Below are 22130 nucleotides of genomic sequence, written 5' to 3'. Positions count from 1 at the left end.
TGACATTCAATACTTCGGTGGCTGTCAGATCCAATCGCGAGCAGGCTCGCTCCCACAGGTTTTTTGGTGTTTGGAAGAGTTACTTCTTCGCGACAATCACCGCCCGCATCGGCGCCGGCAACCCTTCAATCGTCTTGCTGTGATCTTCCGGATCAAGGAAATCACTCAACGACTGATACTTCATCCATTCAGTCCCGCGCTGTTCTTCAACAGTGGTGGTGCTCACATCCACGCATTTCACATCCGTGAACCCCGCACGACGCAGCCACAGTTCCAGCGCCGGCACCGACGGCAGGAACCACACATTACGCATCTGCGCATAACGGTCTTCCGGCACCAGCACCTGATGTTTGTCGCCTTCGACCACCAGCGTCTCCAGCACCAGTTCACCACCTTTCACCAGGCAATCCTTCAGCGCCAGTAAATGCTCGATCGGCGAGCGACGGTGATAGAACACACCCATGGAAAACACCGTGTCGAAGCCTTCCAGATTCGGCGGCAGGTCTTCGAACGGGAACGGCAGGTGCCAGGCATTCGGCTCTGACAGATAACGCTGCACCGCCTGGAACTGGCAGAAAAACAGCCAGTTCGGATCGACGCCGATCACGCTGTCGGCGCCGGCGCCGAGCATGCGCCACATGTAGTAGCCGTTGCCGCAACCGACATCGAGGATGCGTTTGCCCTTCAGATCCAGATGCGGGGCGACCCGCGACCACTTCCAGTCCGAACGCCACTCGGTGTCGACGTGCACGCCGAACAGATCGAACGGCCCCTTGCGCCACGGCGACAGACCCATCAGCGCAGTACGCATTTGCGCGCGGGTTTCGTCGTCGCAATCGGTGTCGAGCTTGAGACCGTCGAGCAGGTCGACTTCAGTCGGCTGGATCTTCGGCAGGGCGTCCAGCGCACTTTGCCAGCGCTCCAGATCACCGTGACCTTTCTCCATTTTCTTGTCGAGCTGCACTTGCAGGGTGTTGGCCCATTCGGCCAGCGGCGTGCCGGCCAGACGGCGGGCGAGGGGGGACAGATCAATCATGGCAAGGCAATCAACGAGGCAAAGTTAAGACACTGGAACCACGGCACGACTTTCGAGAACCCGGCGGCCAGCAGGCGCTCGCGGTGTTCTTCGAGGCTGTCGGGCTTCATGACGTTTTCGATGGCGCTGCGCTTCTGGGCAATTTCCAGTTCGCTGTAGCCGTTAGCGCGTTTGAACGCGACGTGCAGATCGGTCAGCAGCGCGTGTTCTTCGGCATCGTTGAAGCGCAGCTTCTCCGACAGAATCAGCGCACCGCCCGGCAACAACGATTGGCGAATGCGCGACAGCAACGCCGTGCGCTGATCCGGAGCGATGAATTGCAGGGTGAAGTTCAGCGCCACCACCGAGGCCGGTTTGAAATCGAGGGCGAGGATGTCGCCTTCGATCACCTCGACCGGCAGCAACTCCTGGAACATCGAATCCTGACCGTTGAGGTACTCGCGGCAGCGCTCGACCATCGCCGCCGAGTTATCCACCGCGATCACCCGGCAACCGTCGGTGCGCACATGGCGGCGCAGGGCCTGGGTCACGGCGCCGAGGGAGGCGCCGAGGTCGTAGAGCACGCTGTTCGGCTGGGCGAACTGCGCCGCGAGCACGCCGAGGTTCTCGACGATGGTCGGGTAACCCGGGACCGAACGCTTGATCATGTCCGGGAACACCCGCACCACGTCTTCGTTGAAGGCGAAGTCAGGCACCTGGGCCATCGGCTGGGCGAAAATGCGATCGGGTTCTTTGCTCACGGCAGTTCCGGCGGTGTCGATTAAAGGCCGGCATTTTAGCCAAACTGGCGCGCAGATGCGCGGGTTGTCTGATAAACCGTGGGCAGGCGGACTCAGGAGTAGTGGATATTGAAATCTCCTTTACCCGTGATGCCGATACCGGAACCTTGGGAATCAATTTCATCTGCCGTGAATTGAAACTGACCAACAATGTGGCGGGTCGTGTGATTCGCATTGATATCGAGAGTCAGTGTTTTCACCAGGTACTTGGTATTGACCCAGTCCGATACGGCTTCCACGAGCTTCACTTCCGGCGAATTCAAGTCATAGCGGCCGCCGGTGATGGTCTTCGCGAGATGGAATTCCATGCGTTTGACTTGTTCTCCCCACTCTTCTCGTTCACCCGTAATTCTGATGTGGTTCGGTTCTTCGAACGCAACGACAAGTTGGAAGGCAACAGGGTTGTTGTTATCAATGGCGAGGCTGAAAGTGCCGGCGGACTTGGGAGTTGGGTTACTCATGCTGAGTCTCTCGATAGTGCGACAAACCACCATGGTCTGCCGCTTCGAGCAACTGTATGTTTTTCAGGCTTGCAATCTAACTGTCAGAAATGACAGTCGTTGATTTGATTTGGTAATCGATTTCGAAACGGTTATAGCGTTTTTTCGGCTTTTTCTACGTGAAACGCCGACGCCGCAATCCCCCACTGGCCCAGCCAGTAGCTCAGGATGATGATGTAAGGCGCCGCATTGAACGGTGAGACAAACCGGTTGATGCCGATCACGCTGTCGGAGAACACGAACGCCACCGCGCCGCCCGCCGCCAGCAGCGCCGAACGTTGCGGTACGCCGCTGCCGAGTCGGGCCAGTGCGCGCCAGAGCATGGCGCTGATGGCGGTGCCGTAGACGATCACCGGCACGGTCAACGGGCCGAGTCCGCTGCCGATCAATATGCCCAACAGCACGGCGCCCACGCTAAGGGCCAGGATCAGCGGCAGCAGGGCCAGGCGCCGGCAATCGCTGAGATAGGCCTTGAGATACGCCAGATGCGCGACCAGAAACGCGCCGAGACCGAAGACAAACAAATCCCCCGGCCACGCCAGCAGCACATCGCCGATCAACGAGAAAATCAGACCGAGGCTGATCCAGCGCCGATAGTCGCTGGGCGGCGCATCGTGCAACCAGCCCAGCAACGCCAACACCGGCAGCGGTTTGACCAGCAGGCAAAGCAGCGCCGCATGGGTGCTGACGCCGTAGAGAAAGGTCACGGCGCCCATCAGCGCGAGGATCAGCCAGCCCACGATCAGTTCACCGAAATGGCGCAGTCAAAGGTTTCCACCGGCAACACTTCCGGCGCCCACGGTTGCTGCGAAGTCAGACGCAGGCGACCGGTGCCGGTGGCGAAAGCCTGGAAGCGCCAGGTCGAGAGACCGGCCGCGCCGACCACGCCGGCATCTTCCGGGTTGCTGTAGACCTCGGGGCTGAGGGCGCGCAATACGCCGCCGGCGGAATCCTGGATGGCCCAGCGGTAGCCCGTGGTGGGGTTGCTCGGGAGCATGACGATCAGGTTTTGCCCGTTGGTCAGCCGCACCGGGCATTCGCTCTGTTTTTCCACGGTCACGTTGGTTTTCGGTTGCGTGGCGCAGGCGGCCAGCAGGGCGAGGGGCAGGGGTAAAAACAGGCGAAGGGGGGACATGGATTCAGTGGCTCCGGCGTTGGCGACGAACGGCGAGCATAACTGAAGATGAGACAAAGTGTGACAACGCCAGGCTTGGCGTGATCGTTCCCACGTCGAGGCGTCGAACCGTCCGCGTGGGAATGCATCCTGTGACGCTCCGCGTCACGCTTGTGAAGGGACGCAGAGCGTCCCGGGCGGCATTCCCACGCAGAGCGTGGGAACGATCAGCAGGGGAGCGTTAGAAAAGCACCTTCGCCACATCCGCAAACTTCTTGGCGAAATGCACGTTGATGCCTTCTTTCAGGTAATCCGGCAGCTCTTCGAAGTTGCCGCGATTCGCCTCCGGCAAAATCAACTCGAAAATCTTCTGCCGCCGCGCCGCAATCACCTTCTCGCGCACCCCGCCAATCGGCAGCACATGCCCGGTCAGCGTCAGCTCGCCAGTCATGGCAACGCCCTTTTTCGGCGCCTGATTACGAGCGAGGGAGAGCAAGGCGCTGGCCATGGTCACGCCGGCGCTCGGGCCGTCCTTCGGTGTTGCGCCTTCCGGCACGTGCAGGTGGACGAAGGCTTCGTCGAAGAACTTCGGATCGCCACCGAACGACTTCAGGTGCGAACTGACGTAGCTGTAGGCGATCTCCGCCGACTCCTTCATCACATCGCCCAGTTGCCCGGTGAGTTTGAAACCGCGATTGAACGTGTGAATCCGCGTGGCTTCAATCGGCAGAGTCGCGCCACCCATGCTGGTCCACGCCAGACCAGTAATCACACCGGTTCCAGACAACACTTGCTCGTTGCGGAACACCGGATGGCCGAGGGACGCTTCGAGGTCTTTCGGGCCGATCTTGATTACCGCTTTCGGATCGTCGATCAGCTTCATCACCGCTTTGCGCACCAGTTTGCCCATCTGTTTTTCCAGCTGGCGCACGCCGGCTTCACGGGCGTAGCCGTCGATCAAGGCTTTGAGCGCCGTATCGCTGATGCTCAGGCTGCCCTTGGACACGCCGGCCTTTTCCAGCAGTTTCGGCCACAGGTGGCGTTTGGCGATGGCGACTTTTTCTTCGGTGATGTAGCCGGACAGGCGAATCACTTCCATCCGGTCCAGCAACGGGCCGGGAATCGAATCCAGGGTATTGGCGGTGCAGACGAACAGGACTTTCGACAGGTCCATCCGCAGGTCCAGATAGTGGTCGAGGAATTCGACGTTCTGTTCCGGGTCGAGGGTTTCCAGCAGCGCCGAGGCCGGGTCGCCCTGGTAGCTCTGGCCCATCTTGTCGATCTCGTCGAGCATGATCACCGGGTTCATCACTTCGACGTCTTTCAACGCCTGCACGAGTTTGCCCGGCTGCGCGCCGATGTAGGTGCGGCGGTGGCCCTTGATCTCGGCTTCGTCGCGCATGCCGCCGAGGCTGAAGCGGTAGAACGGCCGGCCAAGGGATTCGGCGATGGACTTGCCGACGCTGGTTTTACCCACGCCCGGCGGGCCGACCAGCAGCACGATGGAACCGCTGATCTCGCCTTTATAGGCACCGACCGCGAGAAATTCGAGGATCCGGTCCTTGATGTCGTCGAGGCCGGCGTGGTGTTTGTCGAGCACCTTGCGCGCGTGCTTGAGGTCGAGTTTGTCTTCGCCGTACACGCCCCACGGCACCGAGGTCGCCCAGTCGAGGTAGTTGCGGGTGACCGCGTACTCCGGCGATCCGGTTTCGAGGATCGACAGCTTGTTCATCTCTTCTTCGAGGCGCTTCTGCACTTGCGTCGGCAGGACTTTGCCTTCCAGGCGCTGCTCGAACTGTTCGAGGTCGGCGCTGCGGTCGTCCTTGGTCAGGCCGAGTTCCTGCTGGATGACCTTGAGCTGTTCTTTAAGGAAGAACTCGCGCTGATGCTCGCCGATCTTGCGGTTCACTTCGGCGGAGATTTCTTTTTGCAGGCGCGCGACTTCGACTTCCTTGCGCAGCATCGGCAGGACTTTTTCCATGCGCTTGAGCATCGGCACGCAGTCGAGCACTTCTTGCAGCTCGGGGCCGGTGGCGGAGGTCAGGGCGGCGGCGAAGTCGGTCAGCGGCGACGGATCGTTGGGGCTGAAGCGGTTGAGGTAGTTCTTCAGTTCTTCGCTGTACAGCGGGTTGAGCGGCAGCAGTTCCTTGATCGCGTTGATCAGCGCCATGCCGTAGGCCTTGACCTCGTCGGTTGGCTCGGTGGGCTGGTGCGGGTATTCGACTTCAACGAGATACGGCGGACGATGGTGCTTGAGCCAGGTCTTGATGCGGACGCGGCTCAGGCCCTGGGCGACGAATTGCAGTTTGCCGTTTTCGCGGCTGGCGTGGTGCACCTTGACCAGGGTGCCGTATTGCGGCAACGCCTTGGTGTCGAAGTGGCGCGGGTCTTCCTGGGGTGTGTCCATGAAGAACAGGGCAAGGGAGTGGTGTTCGGATTTGCTGACCAGTTCGAGGGTTTCGGCCCAGGGTTCTTCGTTGACGATGACCGGCAGGACCTGGGCCGGGAAGAACGGGCGGTTGTGGATCGGGATGATGTAGACCTTGTCCGGCAGGTTCTGGCCGGGCAGGGCGAGGCCTTTGCCGGGGACGTGGTGTTCGATGTGTTCGGCGTCGGTTTCGGTGATGTCGTCGGGGTTCTCGGGGAATTCTTGCTGGTCGCTCATGGGGCACCTGCGCAATTGGGTATGGCTGTTAGATGGGGCAGGGGTTGGGTGGTTTCAATGGGTCGGGATGTTTCTGCTTGTGTGTTCAGGATTTTGACAGGGTTTTGGGGTTGGGCTTGGGCTTGGCGGCCTTTGGGCCGGCCATGCTCTGGATGTTTGGGGTGAATATCCGTTTCTGCGGGGGTTGCCGCTGGCGGTTTCGCCCTTACGGCGACTCACTTTTTTGACAAACGCCTCAAAAAAGTAAGCAAAAAAGGCTTGTCCCAACGTTCGGCCCGCTCGCTGAGGCTCGGGGTTCCTTCGCTCCGGGATTCATCCGGGGGCATCGCCTCCGGTTTGCTTCGCTGCACCTCCTCTCGATGTGTTCGACTGCGTCGAACGGCGCTGCGCGCCTACCCCCGAATGAACCCCTCCACTCAGCCTGCCGACGGGACCTGTGGATCAAGATCAAGAGCTTTGTCGAGCTAACGCTCATCCTGTTTTTTGGGGGAGCCATGCGCGGGTTGGTCGACCGGGGAATGGAACCTGGCAGGGCGTAGGCCCACCCGCGCATGGCTGTAACTTGATCGTTCCCACGCTCCGCGTGGGAATGCAGCCCGGGACGCTCTGCGTCCCAATCGAGCTGCCAGCGAATGCGGTTTGTGGCTGGCAGTCGATTTCGTCAGGGTGGCTTTGATCGTTCCCACGCTCCGCGTGGGAATGCAGCCCGGGACGCTCTGCGTCCCAATCGAGCTGCCAGCGAATGCGGTCTGTGGCTGGCAGTCGATTTCGTCAGGGTGGCCTAGCTGGGTGTCGGGTAACATTGTACTTCGACGTTATCCAGCACCCGATTCACCGCCAGTTCCGCCAGCATGATCACCTGCTGAATCCCCAGGATCCGATGCCGCTGCGGCGTATCGACAAAAGCTGCCACATCACTGGCCATGACACTGGCTGTGGCCAAAGACTCACACGCATGAGCCAGGAGGGTTTCGTCGTCCATTTCCGGGGATATCTGGAACATCTGGCTCGGTCGGCGGCCAGGGCATTTTTTGGGGATGGGATTGAAATGGTGGTCGAGCGCGCGTTCGGCGGCGTCGTGGAGTTTCTTTGAGTCGGCGGATTCGTACGGCGAGGTGTCGTTTGATTCGGGGGGATTGGGTGTTGGTTTTTTCATTTTTTACTCCTCAGGAATGGGTCCATTCCTCTAATTGCCGCGACGCAAAAAGAGGGGTGGCAGCTGTACGCGGGTTCGCGGACCGACCTGAGGCATTCGGCATACCCGAAGGTATCCCGCGCACAGCCACCATAAACAAGCACTTGAGGTGCTGCTGTTAAGCGGCGGCAATTATGCCTCAGAAGTCGGGCCGCGACGCCCGTTCGCTGAATTTGCAGCGACCCCCAAAGCCTATCCACCCCATTTCCGACCCACAACCGACGCGACATGTCAGAAACATCCCCCGCAAACACCCCGTCTGTAGGACATAAACACCCCGTTTAAAAACCGCAGCCCACAAAAAAAGGCGACACCCCTCACAGGGCATCGCCTTTTTTCTTACCGCCGCTAAAGCTTATTCCGGCAGTTTGTAAGCAATCACATAGTCACCCATCTTGGTGCCCAGCGAGCCGTGACCACCCACCACGAGCAGGACGTATTGCTTGCCGTCCTTGCCGGTGTAGGTCATCGGGGTCGCTTGGCCGCCAGCAGGCAGGCGCGATTTCCACAGTTCTTTACCGGTGTTCACGTCATAGGCGCGCAGGTACTGGTCCAGCGTGCCGCTGAGGAAGCCGACGCCGCCGGCAGTGACGATCGAGCCGCCCATGCTTGGTACGCCCAGGGTGAAGCCGATCGGGATTGGCGAGCTGTCGCGGCTGGTGCCGTTTTTGCGTTTCCAGACGACTTTGCCGGTGGTCAGGTCGATACCGGCGACGTAGCCCCAGGCCGGGGCTTGGCACGGTACGCCCAGTGGCGACATGAACGGGTGCATGATCACCGCGTATGGCGCGCCGGTGTTCGGTTGCACGCCGGCGGTTTCGCTCTCGCGTTTGCTGCCGGCGGCAACTTTTTCGCGTGGCACCATTTTCGAGACGAAAGCCATGTAGTTCGGGCTGGTGAACAGCATCTGGCGAACCGGGTCGACCGAGACGCCGCCCCAGTTGAACACGCCGACGTTACCCGGGTAGATCAGGCTGCCCTGTTCCGACGGAGGCGTGTATTGGCCTTCGTAGCGCAGTTCCTTGAACTGGATGCGGCACAGCATCTGGTCGAACGGGCTGGCGCCCCACATGGCTTTTTCGGTCAGTTCCGGGGCCAGCAGGTTCAGGTCCGAACGGGCCTGGGTCGGGGCGGTGTGGTCGCCTTTCACGGCGCCTTGCGGAACCGGGATTTCCTTGATCGGAATGATCGGCGTGCCGTCACGACGGTCGAGGACGTACAGGCTGCCTTGCTTGGTCGGAGCGATCAGCGCAGGTTTGATGCCGTCGGCGGTTTTCATGTCCAGCAGGGTTGGCTGGCTGCCGACGTCCATGTCCCACAGGTCGTGGTGGGTGAACTGGTAGTTCCAGCGCACCTTGCCGGTGGCCAGGTCCAGCGCGACCAGGCCGGCGCTGAATTTCTCGGCACCGGGGGTGCGATCGCCGCCCCACTGGTCAGGCGTCTGGTTACCCAATGGCAGATAGACCATGCCGAGTTTTTCATCGACGCTGGCCAGCGACCACATGTTGGCCGAGTTGCGGCTGTAGGTCTGGCCCGGGGCCAAGGGTTCGGTGGCGTCCGGGTTGTTGCTGTCCCAGTTCCACACCAGATGACCGTCGCGCACGTCGTAGGCGCGGATCACGCCGGACGGCTCGTTGGTCGATTCGTTGTCGGTGACGTGACCGCCCATGATCACCAGATCGCGAGTAATCGCGGCTGGCGAAGTGGAGTAGTAGCCACCGGCGGTGAACGGGCCGATGCCTTGGGTCAGGTCAACCACACCGTTGGTGCCGAAGCCTTCGCAGATCTTGCCGGTGTCGGCGTTCAGTGCGATCAGGCGGGCATCGGCGGTCGGCAGGTACAGGCGACGCGGGCAGGCCTGGGCGACGGCTTTGCCGGCCTCGGAGATGACGGCGGACGCTGCGGTTGCAGACTTGGCGTAGGCGGCTTCGTCGTAGTACGACACGCCACGGCAGGTCATGTGGGCGAAGCCCTTGAAGCCGACCGGGCTCTTGATCTGCGGGTCGAAACGCCACAGTTCCTTGCCGGTGTCCGGGTCCAGCGCCAGCACTTTGCTGTGCGCGGTGCAGGCGTAGAGCATGCCGTTGGCTTTCAGCGGGGTGTTTTCGTTGGTCAGCTCGACCGGATCATCGGCAGTCGGCAGGTCGCCAGTCTGGATGCGCCAGGCTTCTTGCAATTTGCCGACGTTGGCCGGGGTGATCTGTTTCAGTGGCGAGTAGCGGTCACCGAACTCGGTGCGGCCGTAGGCCTGCCAGTCGCCGTCCGGCATTTGCGGGGCGGTGCTGGTGGTGTCGGCGGTGTCGCGACCCAGTTCGCCGAAGGTTTCGCCCGGGTGGGTGAACAGGCTGGCCAGGGCGGTGACGCCGGCCAGAATCACGGCCACGGTCAGACCGCCGGTGCCCATCGGCGCAGGACCGTTGAGCAGCAGTGGACGACGGAACCACGGCAGCAGCATCACGAAACCGAGGACAAACCACAGCGCCAGACGTGGCACCAGTTGCCACCAGTCCAGGCCGACTTCCCACAGCGCCCAGACGGTGCTGGCGAACAGCACGATGGCGTACAGGCCCAATGCTGCGCGACGGCGCATCAGCATCAGAATGCCGGTCAGCGTGATGCCGATACCGGCCAGCAGGTAATACAGCGAGCCGCCGAGCGTACTCAGCTTGATTCCCCCGGCCAGCATGGCCAGGCCCATCAGCAGAAGCAGAATGCCGAGCAGGTTCGGCAGAAGACGGCTTCGACTCGAAGCACCTTCAGTGCTCATAGTGTGGTTCTCCGTGACGTTTCAAGTAGTCCCGCGCTGTAGTCACTGTAGATGACGATCGGGCGCGGGCATGGTTCAGATAAAAACTTGTCTTGCTATCGAATTTCATCTGCAGGCCTGAGCGGCCTGCATTGGGTCAGAACGACGACTGGATCTTGATCCCGCCGATCAGCGCGTTGTCGACCTTGTCCACACCGCCGGGATGGCGGATGTATTGCAGGTTCGGGCGCACGGTCAGCCAGTTGGTGACGTGCACGCCGTAATAAAGCTCGGCGCTGTATTCGGTGTCCTGCGGCGGCAGGAACGACGGATCGTCATAGTCGTAGACGGCGCGGGCCTGGTTGGTCGCTTCGGCGTTCTTGCGGTAGGCCGGGTTGACGTGGACGCGGGCCAGGGCGAAACCGATGTCGTCCTTGGCGCGGGCGTCGAACAGGCCTTTGTAGACCACGCCGGCCTGGACGTAGTTGTCGATGGCGTTGGTCTTCTTGTCGTGCATCGTGCCGTTGGCGAACACGCTCAGACCACGGGAGTTGTCGCTGGCGACGCTGGTGACCTGCTGCTGCACGCCGAGCCACACGCCGTGTTTGCTCGAAGCGCTGCGATAGGCTTCGCCGCTCAGGGCGGCAGGCTGGCCATTGCTGTCTTTATAGGCGTCGGTGGCCTTGGCGTTGCTGTAGTAGTAACCGGCGCGGTATTCGCCCGGCAGGCCGTTGAGCTTCGGCTTCCACACCAGTTCGATTGGCAGGATCGCGCCCTGGGTGCCGCTGCCGCTGAGCTTGAAGCCGTTGCCGCGATCGAGGTTCGACGGGTTCTGCTCATAGGCGCCGACTTGCGCGTACAGCTCCGGCGTCAGGTGATATTTGACGCGCAGCGCCCATTGGCTGACCGGCCAGTTGTACCAGATGCCGCCGACCCAGTTGCCGACCTGCGAGCCGCAGAACGCCAGGTTCTGGAAGTCGCACGGGAAGGTGTTGAAGTCTTCGCCTTCGCCAAAACGGCCGACCTTGATGTCGAGCTTCTGGTCGAAGAATTTCTGCTGATACCACATCTGCGTCAGGCGGGTGGTCTGGCCACGGCCCCAGACTTCCTGAGCGGACGTGAAGCCACCGACGCGCGGGTCGTTGATGCGGTCGTTGCTGATGTTGTTGCCGCTGCGCTTGGTCACGGTCAGCTGGAATTCAGCGTCGTTCCAGCCCAGCAGTTTTTGCAGGTCCAGATGAGTGCCGAGGCCCCATTGGTCGCTGTAGCGCGCGGTGCGGTCGTGGTCGTAGCCGCCGTGCAGGTTGCTGCCCATTTCGCCGGTGTAGTCGAGCTTGAAGTCGATACCTTTTGCCGCGAGTTCGCTGCGGGTGCCGTTCCAGTCACCGAGCATCCACGGTGATTCACTGTCGAAGGCCGGGGCGGCCTGGGTGCAGGTGGCGAGGCCAAGGGCGGTGCAGCCGCCGATCAGGCGCAGGGTTGAGATAGCGCTGTCTCGGGAGAACGGAAAATCGGGCATGAATAGGGTCTTTCTTGATCTTTTTGGGGGATAAGCTGGCCGCTACGATTTGACGCAGGCAGTGAAGCGATTCAGCAGAAGGGCGGCAGGATAATGTCCTGTTACAAAAACACAAAGTGCTTTTGCAGACATGAACCCTTTCGGATTCGGTAACAGTGCGGCAATACAGCGCATTGCGGGCGATGGCGCAGGCTGCGATCTTCTCCGGTTGGCCTACATTTAACCCAAGGCCTTCCACCCGCCCATGCCCTCGGCTAAGGTGCGCGGCTTCTGCATTTTCACTTCGCCCAAAGGCCCGGCATGAACGACCACAATCCCGATCCGCTGCACGGCGTGACCCTCGAACAGATCCTCAATGCACTGGTGACCCACTACGAATGGTCGGGCCTGGCCGAGCGCATCGACATCCGTTGCTTCAAGAGCGATCCGACCATCAAGTCGAGCCTGACCTTTTTGCGCAAAACCCCATGGGCGCGGGAAAAGGTCGAGCGTCTGTACGTGAAACTGATGCGCACCAAGCGACCACTCTGAGATGAACGCCGTACTGCGGCGACGTCTGATCACTTCGGCTGCGGTGCTGGGCTGGGCCGGGCTGGGAATTCAGCTGTACCTGATTTTTTTCGCACGCCTGAGCGTCGGCGCCAGTCTGCTGGGCGGGCTGGTGAGTTTCTTCAGCTACTTCACCGTGATCACCAACACTTTGGTGGCGGTGGTGCTGACCTGCGCGGTGACCGATCGCGAATCCGCTGCACGGCGCTGGTTTCTGCAACCCTGGGTCAGTAGCGGGATTGCCGTGAGCATTGCGGTGGTGGGCCTGGCATACAGCATTCTTCTGCGGCATTTGTGGCATCCGCAGGGCTGGCAGTTTATAGCCGACGAATTGCTCCACGACGTGATGCCGCTGCTGTTCCTGGCTTATTGGTGGCTGAGTGTGCCGAAGGGCACTTTGCGTCTGAAGCACCTGCCGCTGTGGCTGATCTATCCGCTGGTGTACTTCGCCTATGCGCTGCTGCGCGGGCATTTGCTGGGGGCTTACGCCTATCCGTTCATTGACGTGGCACTGCTGGGTTATCCACAGGTGTTCATCAATGCCGGGGGGATTTTGCTGGGGTTTGTGCTGATTTCGTCGCTGGTGATCGGGATTGATCGTTGGCAGGGGCGGCGCCTTTAGCAGCGCCGCCGCTCGCTTCACTCTTCTTCGGAGCCCTCGGCACGCCAGTACCCGACGGCTTTGACGAACTGTTCATCCAGCCCGTGCTCATCGAGCAGCACTCGGCGGATCTGCCGCGAGACTTTCGTTTCCGTCGCCACCCACGCGTACAGATTGCCCTTGGGCACCTGCAATTGTTTGACGGTGGCCAGCAGATTGTCCTTGCCGCCTTCGCGCAATACCCAGATCACATTGACCTGTGCGGCACTCTCCAGTGTCTGCTGTTCCTTGCCGTTTTCCACTTCGATCACCACCAGCGCCTTGCGATTGGCTGCCAGGCCTTCGAGGCGGCGGGCGATGGCGGGCAGGGCGGTTTCGTCGCCGATCAGCAGGTAGCTGTCGAAGATGTCCGGCACGATCATCGAGCCACGCGGGCCGCCGATGTGCAGGAATTGCCCGGGCTTGGCCTGTTCGGCCCAGGTCGAGGCAGGGCCGTCGCCGTGCAGGACGAAGTCGATGTCCAGTTCAAGCTTGTCGAGGTCATAACGACGCGGGGTGTAGTCGCGCATCTCGGGCATTGGTACATCGCTCTTGCCGCCGCCGAGCACCAGGGTTTCCAGTGCGGCGGCCTGTTCGGCGTTCTGCGGGAACAGCAGTTTGACGTGGTCGTCGGTACCGAGGCTGATGAACCCGGCCAGTTCCGGTCCGCCGAGGGTGATGCGGCGCATGCGCGGGGTCAGGTCGACGACGCGCAACACTTCCAGGCGGCGACGTTTGATTTCGTGCATCACACGATGGATGCCTTGAGTCTGTACTTCAGTCATTCGGCTTTCTCCGGGGCAGATTGAACGGCGGGGCCGTCGACGATGGCTTTGGCGGTGTCGTTGAGCAGGTCGCGCACCCGCAGGATTTCTTCCGGGCTCCAGCGCCCGTGGTGCATCTGCAGGGCATGACGCAGGTTGTGCACCGCTTCATGGATTTCCGGCGGCCGGTCGTGGCCGCGCAGCGAGCGCTTGCTGACGTCGATGCGCATGCGCACGCCGTCCAGCGCCACCGCCTGTTCGCTGAGGGATTGGCGGCCGGCATCGGTCACCGCGTAGCGCTTTTTGCCGCCTTCGGCGTCGCCGGTGATCATTTCGCTTTCTTCGAGGAATGTCAGGGTCGGGTAGATCACGCCGGGACTGGGGCTGTACGCGCCGTCGAACATGGTTTCGATCTGGCGGATCAGGTCGTAGCCGTGGCACGGCTGCTCGGCGATCAGCGCCAACAGCAGCAATTTCAGATCGCCCGGGGCAAAGACCCGCGGGCCGCGACCGCCGCGCTCGCGGCCGTGGCGTTTTTCGAAGCCGTCACGGCTGTCGCCGTGGTCGCGGTGGGGGGAATGATGGTCTCTCATTTCAGTCTTCTCTCGTCGTGTTTAGATACAACTTAAGATATATCTTTACGACTGGGCAAGGGCTTTTTGCCGCAGAGCTGACGAGTGGTCGACGGCGAGAAAGGCGCTCCGACGGAGGACCGCCATGGCTTGTTGATCGAGACAGGAATAACCGGAAAGTTAAAGCTATCACTCTATTAATGCTTGAGCTTATATTCTAAAAAGATTAGAAAGTGCTGACCGGTATTGTCGAAGCTGCTGTAACTTTTTTCATGAATAACTGTAGGTAGGGAATGTCTTACAGCTACTTTTATATATTTTGATTTTTTGATGTTTTTTCTTTCGTGTCGCGAGGTTGTTGAACTACAAGCTCGTGGGAAGTTGCCTGCTTACATTCTTGAGACAAGCGTCGATCATGCCCCGGCGTTGAACTTCCATGTTTCGGTACTTATCGACCGGTGTGACATGAACTTCAATGTTCCGATTCCTTAAAAAGAAAACAGGTACTGACCGATGTTCAAGAAAATCGCAATCACCGCTTCTCTCGCTGCCCTGGCCCTGAGCTCGTCCGTGACCTTCGCTGCCGGTGAAGCCCGTCACTCCATCAGCCTGATCGCCCACGTACCGACCAACGGTTTCTACGTGGTGCCGACCGACTCCGACCTGGTCAACAAAGACCAGGACATGAGCTTCCAGCCAAGCACCGGCAAGATGCGTGAAGTCAATGGCTTCTTCGATGTGCGCAATAACAACGGTTCTGTGCATGCCAGCCTGGAAAGCGTGCCGAAACTGATCTCCGGCGCCCAGGCGATCGATCTGCAAGTGCTGTTCAACAACAAGGAACTGACCCTGACCCCGCAAATGGTCGTGGGTGAGTCGGAGTCTGACGTCAACTATCGCGCGCCGCTGAAAATCAGTGCCAAAGGCAGCACTTTCCAGCCGGGTGATTACACCGGTGTTGTCGCCATGACTTTCGATGCCGTGCCGCCGATCGGTGGTGGCAAGTAATCGGTTGATCTGCACTCAACGCAGCTTGCCAGAGTCGCGTTCCCCGGCGGGATAAGCAGCAGTGTCTGTTCCGCCGGACTTCAACTTTTGTAAATCAGAGTACGAGTTCATGTTCCCGATGACACCCGTCGCGGCTGCGCTTGCGCTGTTGTTTTGTGCCAACGCAGCGGCCGCTTCCGAACCCGCCGGCACGACTCCGCGCAGTCTGCTGGCGCAGGCCAAAGGTTTGCCGGCAGATTTCGAAGAGCACTTTTTCGATGTGCCGCTGGCGGTGCGGGTCGAACTCGACCAGCAACCGCTGGGGGAAGCCATGGTGGTGTTGTCCCGCGATGATCGCGTCACGTTGCTGGAATTCACTGACACCAGTGAAAACCGCTACACACCCGCCGAACGCGAGAAGTGGGCGGCCTATCTCAAACCTGGCGTGCCGCTGGGCGCGTGCACCGGCTCCTGCCCCGATCAGGTGCTGGCGGTGCATTACAACCTGGAAAATTCGTTGCTCTCGGTTCTCACCGAGAACGCTGAGCGTGACCTGGAAACCAAGCGTTTCTATGACCAACCCGAAGACGGCAGCAGCGGCCTGATGGTGCGCAACCAGCTCAACCTCAATGGCGGCCAGGATCAGGATCTGGGTGGACGTTTTGGCCTCGAAGCCAGCGGCAGCCTGGGCAACTGGAGCCAGACCTTCAACATGCAAATGGCTCGCCTCGGCGGCCCGGACGACAAGCTCTATCACGCGGTCCACGAGCTCTACACCCAGCGCGAACTGCAAGGCAATTTCTTTCGCCTGGGCTATTTCACCCCCAACTCCGAAGGGCTGACCCGCCAGCCGCGCACGTTCGGCACCAGCCCTGACACGGCGGTCGGCGTGATGTACGGCAGCTCCGACAGCCTGGCAATCAACAACGCAGCGCCCAGCGTCTACCCGATTTACGTCACCGCCAATCGTCAGGGCTCGGTGGAGATCTGGCGCGACGGTCTGCTGATCAACACTCAATCGATACCCGCCGGTTTGCAGACCCTCGACACCCGACCACTGCCCGGTGGCATTTACGAGGTGGAAGTGCGGCTGATCGAAGACGGCCAGATCACGTCCAGTACCCAGGAGCTGGTGTACAAGCCTAGCAACTGGCGCAACCTCGACGAGCGCTGGCGTTACAACCTGTTTGCCGGCGAAGAACAGAAACTGCTGAGCAACTGGGATCAACAGTCCAGCGGCAGTCCTACGGCGGGCGCCTCGCTCAACTACCTGCTGCACCCGCGAGTCATCCTCGGCCTGTCGGCGCGGCAGATTCGCGAAAAGCTGCAATACGGCACGTCCATCGACTGGACCCTGGCCAATCACATCAGCCTGTATGCCAACGTCTACAAGACCGAGGATCACGGCACCGGCCTCGATCTGCAGAGCCTGTATAACTACGGTTCCGGCAGTCTGGTGATCAGCCACAACCGCAGCTGGCTCGACACCACCGACCAGTACGAAACCCTGCCGGACGGCACCCGGGTGCGTCAGCGAAATGTGTTCATCGGTGAAACCAGCAACTCGTCGCTGGCGCTCAATCACCGGCTCAACAGCCGTAATTCGTTGAACGCACGGGTCTCCCACAGCGAAGGCAATGTCGAAGGCGTCGGCGTGGATCTGGGCTGGACCCGGCGCAGCGAACTGTTCGGCAATGACGCCAACTGGCGCTTGTCGCTGTTCGATCGACCGGGCAGCTACAGCAGTGGCGATGCGCGTAATCGCGGGGTCGACTTGAGCCTGAACATGGCGCTGGGCGCGCCCGGCGAGCAGATCACCGGCAGCATCGGTTCGCGTACCGATCGCGACGGCGGGCGTGACAACAACGCTTCGATCGGCTGGCGCAAGGACCTCAAAGGCCACGTCCTGCAGAACGTCTCGGTGACGGCGCTGACCGACACCTACGGCATCGGCGCTTCCGGCCTGGCCAACTTTCGCACCGACACGATCAATGGCGACGGCTTCATCCAGCGCTCGTCCTACAACGGCAATTTCACCGGCGGTCTCAACCTCGACAGCACGCTGGTGGTCGGCGGCCAGCAGATGCTCATGACCAGCGAATACGAAATGCGCGGGGCCGGGATGATTGTCGACGTCGAGTCGGACATCGAGGGCATTGCCTTGCGCGCCGACGACTTCAGCGGCGGCAGCGCAGCGTTGAAACCGGGGCGCAATTTCATTCCTATCACGGCGTATCAGAACAGCTCGGTGAGCTTCGACTTCGAAGGCAACAACGTGCCGGCGGCGACCATCGAACCGGCGCGCACCCGTTATCACCTGAACAAGGGCGGGGTCGACTACCGCAAGATCCGTGTGATGAAAACCCTGACCGTGCTCGGACGGCTGGTCAACGAACAGGGCCAGCCGCTCAAGGGGCATCACGTGATCAACCACGCCAGTCGCGGGGTGACCGAGGTCGACGGCTTCTTCTCGATGGAAATGAACGCCGGATCGCCGACCCTCGAGGTGCGCCAGGATAACCGCCTGCTGTGCCAGTTCCGCCTCGAGGCGGATCAGCACCGCAGCGAAAACAATGTGTTGATGATCGGGGATCTGCGTTGCACACCGGACACCCTGGCCGATGCGACCTCTACCGATCAGAAGGCGGGTTGAGCGTGAAAAAGCTAACCGTATTCATGGCCTTGATCGCGGCACTGAGCCTGCCTTCGGTCGAGGCGGCGAATCAGGAAATCAGGGCATTGTTCCAACCCGACTCCTCGCAGCCGAACAAGAATGTGTTCGTCAACAAGACGCCAAACAGTGGTTATTGCGCGGATTTCCCGAGTGAGTGCGCCAGCAACGGCATGTTCAGCATCCGGGTACCGATTCGCTTCAGTACGTTTACCCCGCTGTTTTCGGCCAATGGTGTCTGGGTGAAAGTGCCCGCCGCCTGGCAAGTCCTGAACGTAACCAATCAGCAGACCCAGCAGACGCGTGCGGTGGAGGTCCGAATCAGCGGAATCGGCTCGCGCTTTCGCTTGAGCAAGCCCGTCACCGAGTTGACAGGCGAGTCTGATGTGGGGGAGGCGCATCGCAAACTCTGGGAGGGCAGTTCCTGGGTCTACGCCGCGCCCCCCTGCCTCTATAGCGGATGGGGTCTTCCTTCACCGACGACTTATCAGTTTTTCTGGAAGACGCCCGTGCAAGGCAGCTGTATCAAGACTGCCGCGATGGATGTCGGGCATATGGATTTCGAGTATCTCGATATCGCCTACGAGTTGCGCACTCCCGATCCGTTGACCATGCCGACCGGTACGTACACCGGCGCATTGACCTATAGCGTCGGAGCGGGTGGCGCGGACTTCAACATGGGGCCCTTTTTTCGTGCGGATGACTCCAGCCTGACCCTGGACTTCGTGCTCGACGTTCATCACGCCCTGAAAGTCGATCTGCCACCCGGCGGCGACAAGGTGACGATGGAACCGGTTGGCGGATGGCAACGCTGGATCGACACGGGGCGCATGCCGACCGAGATCTATCGCGACCAGCAGTTTTACCTGTCGGCCTCGTCACCCTTCAAGGTGATGATGATCTGCAACTCGCTGGGCGGCACTGAGTGCGGCATCGGCAACAACGAAGTGGGCTTTTCCAAGTTCGAGGTCAAGCTGACCCTGCCCCGAGGTATCACAGGCCCCGGCAACAGCGATGGCTGGTCCGGCACGTTGTCGCACAACACCTGGCTGGGGCCGTTCGAGCCTACTCGTTACGTTGATCGAAAACCCGGCACCTTGCGTTTCCAGATCCCTCGGCGGTGGATCGAATCGCTGCTCAAACCCGGCATGAACGGAACGCTGTGGGGCAACGTCACCATCATTTTCGACTCGGAAGTATGAACCTCCGGGGCTGGCCAATTTTCATTTTCACGAGGTTGAATTCCATGACTCGAATGTTTTTGCTGATGCTGTCCGGCCTGTGTTGCCTGACTGCCCATGCCGGGCCGCAGATCAATGTCGGCACCGTGTACGACTATCTCGACGGCGACAAAAGTACGTACCTGAAGCGTGTTTTCAACAGCGGTGACAGCACCGCTTTCGTCAAGATCAATGTGCTGGAAATCGTCTATGACGCCGACGGCAAACCGCAGGAGATTCCCGTGGTCAATGCGGCCGACGGCGCTTCGCGCAACGGCATCATGGCCAGCCCCGCGCGCCTGATCGTGCCGGCGCAGGGCATGCAGGGCACGCGCTTGCTGTACATGGGCGAGCGGGATCGCGAACGCTACTTCCGCGTGCGTTTCGTGCCGGTCGTGCCGGAAAAGGAAGACGAATTCGTGGTCTCCCAAGAGGAGCGCGAAGACTACAAAAAGTCGTTGTCGGCCGGGGTCAACGTGATGACCGGATTTGGCATCGTGTTTTTCGTGCGCCCCAAAGATGCGCGTTTCGACACGGTGATCAGCGACACGCCCGAACGCTACGAGATCCGCAACAACGGCAACACGGTGATGGTGGTCGACGAATTCAAAAGCTGTTCGGTGAGCAATGAAGCCGATTGCGGCGCGACCACCAAACACCACGTGATGGCTGGCAAAAGCTTCGCCTTTGAAAAAGAAGCCGGCCGCGAATACCGCTTCAAACTGGTGGAAGGCGACAACAGGAAAGACCTCAGGGTCGCGCGCCGCTAAGGCCTCTATCCACGACGCGCCAGGTATCGATCATGAACAAGCAATGCGCCGCTGCGGCACTGATGGCTTTCACCGCCCTGATGAGTATCCCCGCTTGGGCGGTTCGCGAAGAGCTCAACTTCGAAGTGTTCCTGACCATTCCCAGTCGGGCGTTCTACGTCATCCCCGCAGAGTCGGACTGGATTCACCGCCCGCAGCGCCTGCTCTGGGATTACAACACCTCGACCCTGCGCGGCTTGCGTAAATCGTTTGACGTGCGCCATGACAGCAGTGCAATCGAAGCGCGGCTGGAAAGCACCGGACGCCTCTCCAATGGCAGGCTGGGCGAAGAGATCCTGCTGCATGTGAAATTCAACGGCGTGGTGCTGAGCGCAGACGTTCGTCCGCGCGAAGTCCTGTCGCAGGCCGAAGCGGCCGTCGGGAAGCGTGTGCTGCTGGAAATCGATCCGATCAAGCCGCTCGGCGGTTTCAAGCCAGGGGATTACGACGGCACGGTCATGCTGTTGTTCAACGCAAAGGCACCGGGAAGTTGATTGTCACCATCACCCACGCAGAGATCCCAGCCATGATCAAGCGAGTCGCCATCGTACTCTGTCTGAGCGTCCCGACATCGATCCATCCGGCGGTGTTTGCCGCCCAGGAAAAGCACACCTTCGAAGTCTCGGTGGACATTCCGACACTGGGTTTTTACGTGCTCCCCAGCGAAGCCGACTGGATCCATCGTGAGCAGACCCTGCCGTGGGATATCCACACCTCGACGTTGCTCGGGCTGCGCAAGAGCTTTGATGTGAAAACCGACGGCAGTGCCATTGAAGCGCGTCTCGAGAATTTCCCTTACCTGACCGCCGGCGGCGATTCGCGTGACAACATCGTGTTGCGCGTCAGCTTCAACGGCAAGGAACTGGCCCAGGATCCGACGCCCCGGCAAGTGGTGTCCGCAGAGGAAGCGACGGCGGGCCGTCGTGTGCAACTGGAGATCGTGCCTCGCGAGCAGGCCGATGGCTACAAGCCGGGCGAGTACAACGGCACGGTCAATATCGTGTTCAACGTGGCGGCGCCGGCAGGATGAACAGCGCATGCCGAACAAGGAAAAACGACCTGACAGGCAAGGAAATAGCCAATGGTTTCAGCTGTGCGCAAGTGCTTGAAGAACAGCGTGTTTTGCTTCTGCGGTGGCCTGCTTTCAACGTCGGCGGCTGCCATCACTCAGGAACTTCGCGCGACCTACGTCCCCGATCCCGCCAACCCGCAGAACAATGGGTTCATCAACCAGACGCCGCAGAGCGGTTACTGCGGCCAGTACCCGAATGATTGTCGACGCTACAACCTTATGGGGGTTTCGTTGCCAATGCGTTTCTCGTCGGTACAGGCAATACGGCCAGAAAGCGCTGAGCGCGACGGTGCGACATTCAAGATGCCGGCGCAATGGCGCAGCCTGACGGTGCGCAATATCGTTACCGGTGAGACGCAAACCGTGGAAATGCGTATCGGTGGCTTCGGTACACGTTATGTGCTCAGTGATACGGCAAGTAATCTGACTGGCGTTTCCGGAGAATACGAAGCGCATAACGCGCTTTGGGCAAGGTCGGGATGGCACGTACCGCCCAGGCCGTGCGAACCCGGTGCAATGTCCTCTTATGGTCCGAACTTCTTTCGTTTTTTCTGGTTTACCCCCGCCGAAAACCTGTGCAGCAAACAGTCTGCATTCGTCATTCCGTGGATGTCCTACGACTATCTGGACGTGGCCTATGAGCTGCGTACACCCAACCCGCTGGGCATGTCGGCGGGAATCTATGCGGGTGAACTGACCTATGGCGTGGGTTCCGGTCAGGACATCGACACGGGCAACAACCTGTTGCCTGACACCTCCAGCCTGACGTTCAGGGTTCTTCTCGACGTGCAGCATGTGCTCAAGGTCGACATCCCGCCCGGCGGCAACAAGGTTGCGCTGGTGCCGCAAGGCGGCTGGCAGGCCTGGTTGCAGCAGGGCAGCAAACCGACCCGGCTGTTTCGCGATCAGACTTTCAATATTTCCGCGTCCTCGCGTTTCAAGATGCACTTCGAATGCGAGCACGCCGCCGTCGGTGCCTGCGCATTGCGCGATACGCTCAGCGGCGCCACCGATGCGCAGGTTTTTCTGAGTGTGAGCCTGCCCGACAGCATTTCCGATATCGCAGGCCAACCGGTGAAGCGCCGCCCCTTGAGCAACAATCCTGATGGCGTGGCGTTTCAACCTTCCAGTTTCATGCAGCGAGCACCCGCGACGCTGCACTTCGAGATTCCGGGCGTGTATGTCGAACAGATGCTCCAGCCGGGAAAAGGCAAACGCTATGTCGGCAACGTCACGGTGATCTGGGATTCGGAGGTTTAGCGCTTGGGCCCTGAAGACTTTTGCAGCGAGGC

General features: G+C 60.5%; 20 protein-coding genes. 9 read left to right on the top strand and 11 right to left on the bottom strand.

Annotated elements, in window-relative coordinates; genetic code table 11:
- Nucleotides 1-79: 79 nt before the first annotated feature.
- The 9 genes from cmoB to LOY31_RS23475 form a co-directional block, all read right to left on the bottom strand.
- Complete coding sequence (gene cmoB / locus LOY31_RS23515) at nt 80-1036, bottom strand: tRNA 5-methoxyuridine(34)/uridine 5-oxyacetic acid(34) synthase CmoB (protein WP_007956659.1); 957 nt, start codon at nt 1034-1036, stop codon at nt 80-82.
- Nucleotides 1033-1740 (bottom strand): carboxy-S-adenosyl-L-methionine synthase CmoA, encoded by a 708-nt coding sequence (gene cmoA, locus LOY31_RS23510; protein ID WP_218888027.1) that lies wholly within the window; start codon nt 1738-1740, stop codon nt 1033-1035. The genes cmoB and cmoA overlap by 4 nt, the downstream gene beginning before the upstream one ends.
- A 128-nt stretch (nt 1741-1868) precedes the next feature.
- Nucleotides 1869-2276, bottom strand: a complete 408-nt coding sequence (locus LOY31_RS23505) for a hypothetical protein (RefSeq protein WP_258712272.1) — start codon at nt 2274-2276, stop codon at nt 1869-1871.
- Nucleotides 2277-2407: 131 nt separating this feature from the next.
- Nucleotides 2408-3055, bottom strand: a complete 648-nt coding sequence (locus tag LOY31_RS23500) for a lysoplasmalogenase (protein ID WP_258712271.1) — start codon at nt 3053-3055, stop codon at nt 2408-2410.
- Nucleotides 3056-3057: 2 nt separating this feature from the next.
- A complete protein-coding gene (locus LOY31_RS23495; protein WP_258712270.1) occupies nt 3058-3450 on the bottom strand; it encodes a protease inhibitor I42 family protein in 393 nt (130 codons plus the stop codon).
- Between the two features lie 220 nt (nt 3451-3670).
- Nucleotides 3671-6094 (bottom strand): endopeptidase La, encoded by a 2424-nt coding sequence (gene lon, locus LOY31_RS23490; protein ID WP_258712269.1) that lies wholly within the window; start codon nt 6092-6094, stop codon nt 3671-3673.
- Between the two features lie 781 nt (nt 6095-6875).
- Complete coding sequence (locus LOY31_RS23485; protein WP_258712268.1) at nt 6876-7250, bottom strand: DUF6124 family protein; 375 nt, start codon at nt 7248-7250, stop codon at nt 6876-6878.
- 394 nt (nt 7251-7644) lie between these two features.
- Nucleotides 7645-10056, bottom strand: a complete 2412-nt coding sequence (locus tag LOY31_RS23480) for a glucose/quinate/shikimate family membrane-bound PQQ-dependent dehydrogenase (RefSeq protein WP_258712267.1) — start codon at nt 10054-10056, stop codon at nt 7645-7647.
- Between the two features lie 136 nt (nt 10057-10192).
- Complete coding sequence (locus tag LOY31_RS23475; RefSeq protein WP_258712266.1) at nt 10193-11554, bottom strand: carbohydrate porin; 1362 nt, start codon at nt 11552-11554, stop codon at nt 10193-10195.
- Nucleotides 11555-11854: 300 nt separating this feature from the next.
- Here LOY31_RS23475 and LOY31_RS23470 point away from each other — a divergent pair, with 300 nt between their 5' ends.
- Entirely contained in the window at nt 11855-12085 is a 231-nt protein-coding gene (locus LOY31_RS23470; protein WP_007956650.1) for a VF530 family DNA-binding protein, read from the top strand.
- 1 nt (nt 12086) lies between these two features.
- Nucleotides 12087-12725: a Pr6Pr family membrane protein gene (locus tag LOY31_RS23465; protein WP_085606810.1), complete on the top strand. Its 639-nt coding sequence runs from the start codon at nt 12087-12089 to the stop codon at nt 12723-12725.
- A 17-nt stretch (nt 12726-12742) separates the two neighbouring features.
- On the opposite strand, the gene LOY31_RS23460 is transcribed toward LOY31_RS23465, so the two are convergent.
- Nucleotides 12743-13528 carry a siderophore-interacting protein gene (locus tag LOY31_RS23460; RefSeq protein ID WP_221533534.1) on the bottom strand — a complete coding sequence of 262 codons (786 nt, stop codon included), beginning with the start codon at nt 13526-13528 and terminating at the stop codon, nt 12743-12745.
- Nucleotides 13525-14100 carry a PadR family transcriptional regulator gene (locus tag LOY31_RS23455; protein WP_011335784.1) on the bottom strand — a complete coding sequence of 192 codons (576 nt, stop codon included), beginning with the start codon at nt 14098-14100 and terminating at the stop codon, nt 13525-13527. The genes LOY31_RS23460 and LOY31_RS23455 overlap by 4 nt, the downstream gene beginning before the upstream one ends.
- Nucleotides 14101-14592: 492 nt before the next feature.
- On the opposite strand from LOY31_RS23455, the gene LOY31_RS23450 reads away from it, so the two are divergent.
- From LOY31_RS23450 to LOY31_RS23420, 7 genes are all read left to right on the top strand, one after another.
- Entirely contained in the window at nt 14593-15087 is a 495-nt protein-coding gene (locus tag LOY31_RS23450) for a CS1 type fimbrial major subunit (RefSeq protein ID WP_127799732.1), read from the top strand.
- Nucleotides 15088-15196: 109 nt separating this feature from the next.
- Complete coding sequence (locus tag LOY31_RS23445) at nt 15197-17719, top strand: CS1-pili formation C-terminal domain-containing protein (protein ID WP_258712265.1); 2523 nt, start codon at nt 15197-15199, stop codon at nt 17717-17719.
- A gap of 2 nt (nt 17720-17721) precedes the next feature.
- Nucleotides 17722-18939, top strand: coding sequence for a hypothetical protein (locus LOY31_RS23440; protein ID WP_309475625.1), 1218 nt, complete (start codon nt 17722-17724; stop codon nt 18937-18939).
- 44 nt (nt 18940-18983) lie between these two features.
- The gene (locus tag LOY31_RS23435; protein WP_085606802.1) at nt 18984-19727 is read left to right on the top strand and encodes a pilus assembly protein; all 744 of its coding nucleotides are present in this window, start codon (nt 18984-18986) and stop codon (nt 19725-19727) included.
- Nucleotides 19728-19759: 32 nt separating this feature from the next.
- Nucleotides 19760-20260 (top strand): CS1 type fimbrial major subunit, encoded by a 501-nt coding sequence (locus tag LOY31_RS23430; RefSeq protein WP_085606800.1) that lies wholly within the window; start codon nt 19760-19762, stop codon nt 20258-20260.
- 32 nt (nt 20261-20292) lie between these two features.
- Nucleotides 20293-20796, top strand: coding sequence for a fimbrial protein (locus LOY31_RS23425; protein ID WP_258712264.1), 504 nt, complete (start codon nt 20293-20295; stop codon nt 20794-20796).
- Between the two features lie 51 nt (nt 20797-20847).
- Nucleotides 20848-22098: a hypothetical protein gene (locus tag LOY31_RS23420; RefSeq protein ID WP_221533537.1), complete on the top strand. Its 1251-nt coding sequence runs from the start codon at nt 20848-20850 to the stop codon at nt 22096-22098.
- Nucleotides 22099-22130: the final 32 nt, after the last annotated feature.

Origin of the sequence: Pseudomonas sp. B21-021 (genome assembly GCF_024749205.1) — a bacterium.
Classification (GTDB): domain Bacteria; phylum Pseudomonadota; class Gammaproteobacteria; order Pseudomonadales; family Pseudomonadaceae; genus Aquipseudomonas; species Aquipseudomonas paraglycinae.
The sequence above is the reverse complement of the archived record's forward strand: the minus strand, read 5'-3'. Positions and strand labels throughout refer to the sequence as shown.

Bases quoted from the DNA above. Each gene is read 5' to 3' on its own strand.
- cmoB (WP_007956659.1), bottom strand. From the start codon at position 1,036: ATGATTGATCTGTCCCCCCTCGCCCGCCGTCTGGCCGGCACGCCGCTG.
- cmoA (WP_218888027.1), bottom strand. From the start codon at position 1,740: ATGGCCCAGGTGCCTGACTTCGCCTTCAACGAAGACGTGGTGCGGGTG.
- LOY31_RS23505 (WP_258712272.1), bottom strand. From the start codon at position 2,276: ATGAGTAACCCAACTCCCAAGTCCGCCGGCACTTTCAGCCTCGCCATT.
- LOY31_RS23495 (WP_258712270.1), bottom strand. From the start codon at position 3,450: ATGTCCCCCCTTCGCCTGTTTTTACCCCTGCCCCTCGCCCTGCTGGCC.
- lon (WP_258712269.1), bottom strand. From the start codon at position 6,094: ATGAGCGACCAGCAAGAATTCCCCGAGAACCCCGACGACATCACCGAA.
- LOY31_RS23485 (WP_258712268.1), bottom strand. From the start codon at position 7,250: ATGAAAAAACCAACACCCAATCCCCCCGAATCAAACGACACCTCGCCG.
- LOY31_RS23480 (WP_258712267.1), bottom strand. From the start codon at position 10,056: ATGAGCACTGAAGGTGCTTCGAGTCGAAGCCGTCTTCTGCCGAACCTG.
- LOY31_RS23475 (WP_258712266.1), bottom strand. From the start codon at position 11,554: ATGCCCGATTTTCCGTTCTCCCGAGACAGCGCTATCTCAACCCTGCGC.
- LOY31_RS23470 (WP_007956650.1), top strand. From the start codon at position 11,855: ATGAACGACCACAATCCCGATCCGCTGCACGGCGTGACCCTCGAACAG.
- LOY31_RS23465 (WP_085606810.1), top strand. From the start codon at position 12,087: ATGAACGCCGTACTGCGGCGACGTCTGATCACTTCGGCTGCGGTGCTG.
- LOY31_RS23460 (WP_221533534.1), bottom strand. From the start codon at position 13,528: ATGACTGAAGTACAGACTCAAGGCATCCATCGTGTGATGCACGAAATC.
- LOY31_RS23455 (WP_011335784.1), bottom strand. From the start codon at position 14,100: ATGAGAGACCATCATTCCCCCCACCGCGACCACGGCGACAGCCGTGAC.
- LOY31_RS23450 (WP_127799732.1), top strand. From the start codon at position 14,593: ATGTTCAAGAAAATCGCAATCACCGCTTCTCTCGCTGCCCTGGCCCTG.
- LOY31_RS23445 (WP_258712265.1), top strand. From the start codon at position 15,197: ATGTTCCCGATGACACCCGTCGCGGCTGCGCTTGCGCTGTTGTTTTGT.
- LOY31_RS23435 (WP_085606802.1), top strand. From the start codon at position 18,984: ATGACTCGAATGTTTTTGCTGATGCTGTCCGGCCTGTGTTGCCTGACT.
- LOY31_RS23430 (WP_085606800.1), top strand. From the start codon at position 19,760: ATGAACAAGCAATGCGCCGCTGCGGCACTGATGGCTTTCACCGCCCTG.
- LOY31_RS23425 (WP_258712264.1), top strand. From the start codon at position 20,293: ATGATCAAGCGAGTCGCCATCGTACTCTGTCTGAGCGTCCCGACATCG.
- LOY31_RS23420 (WP_221533537.1), top strand. From the start codon at position 20,848: ATGGTTTCAGCTGTGCGCAAGTGCTTGAAGAACAGCGTGTTTTGCTTC.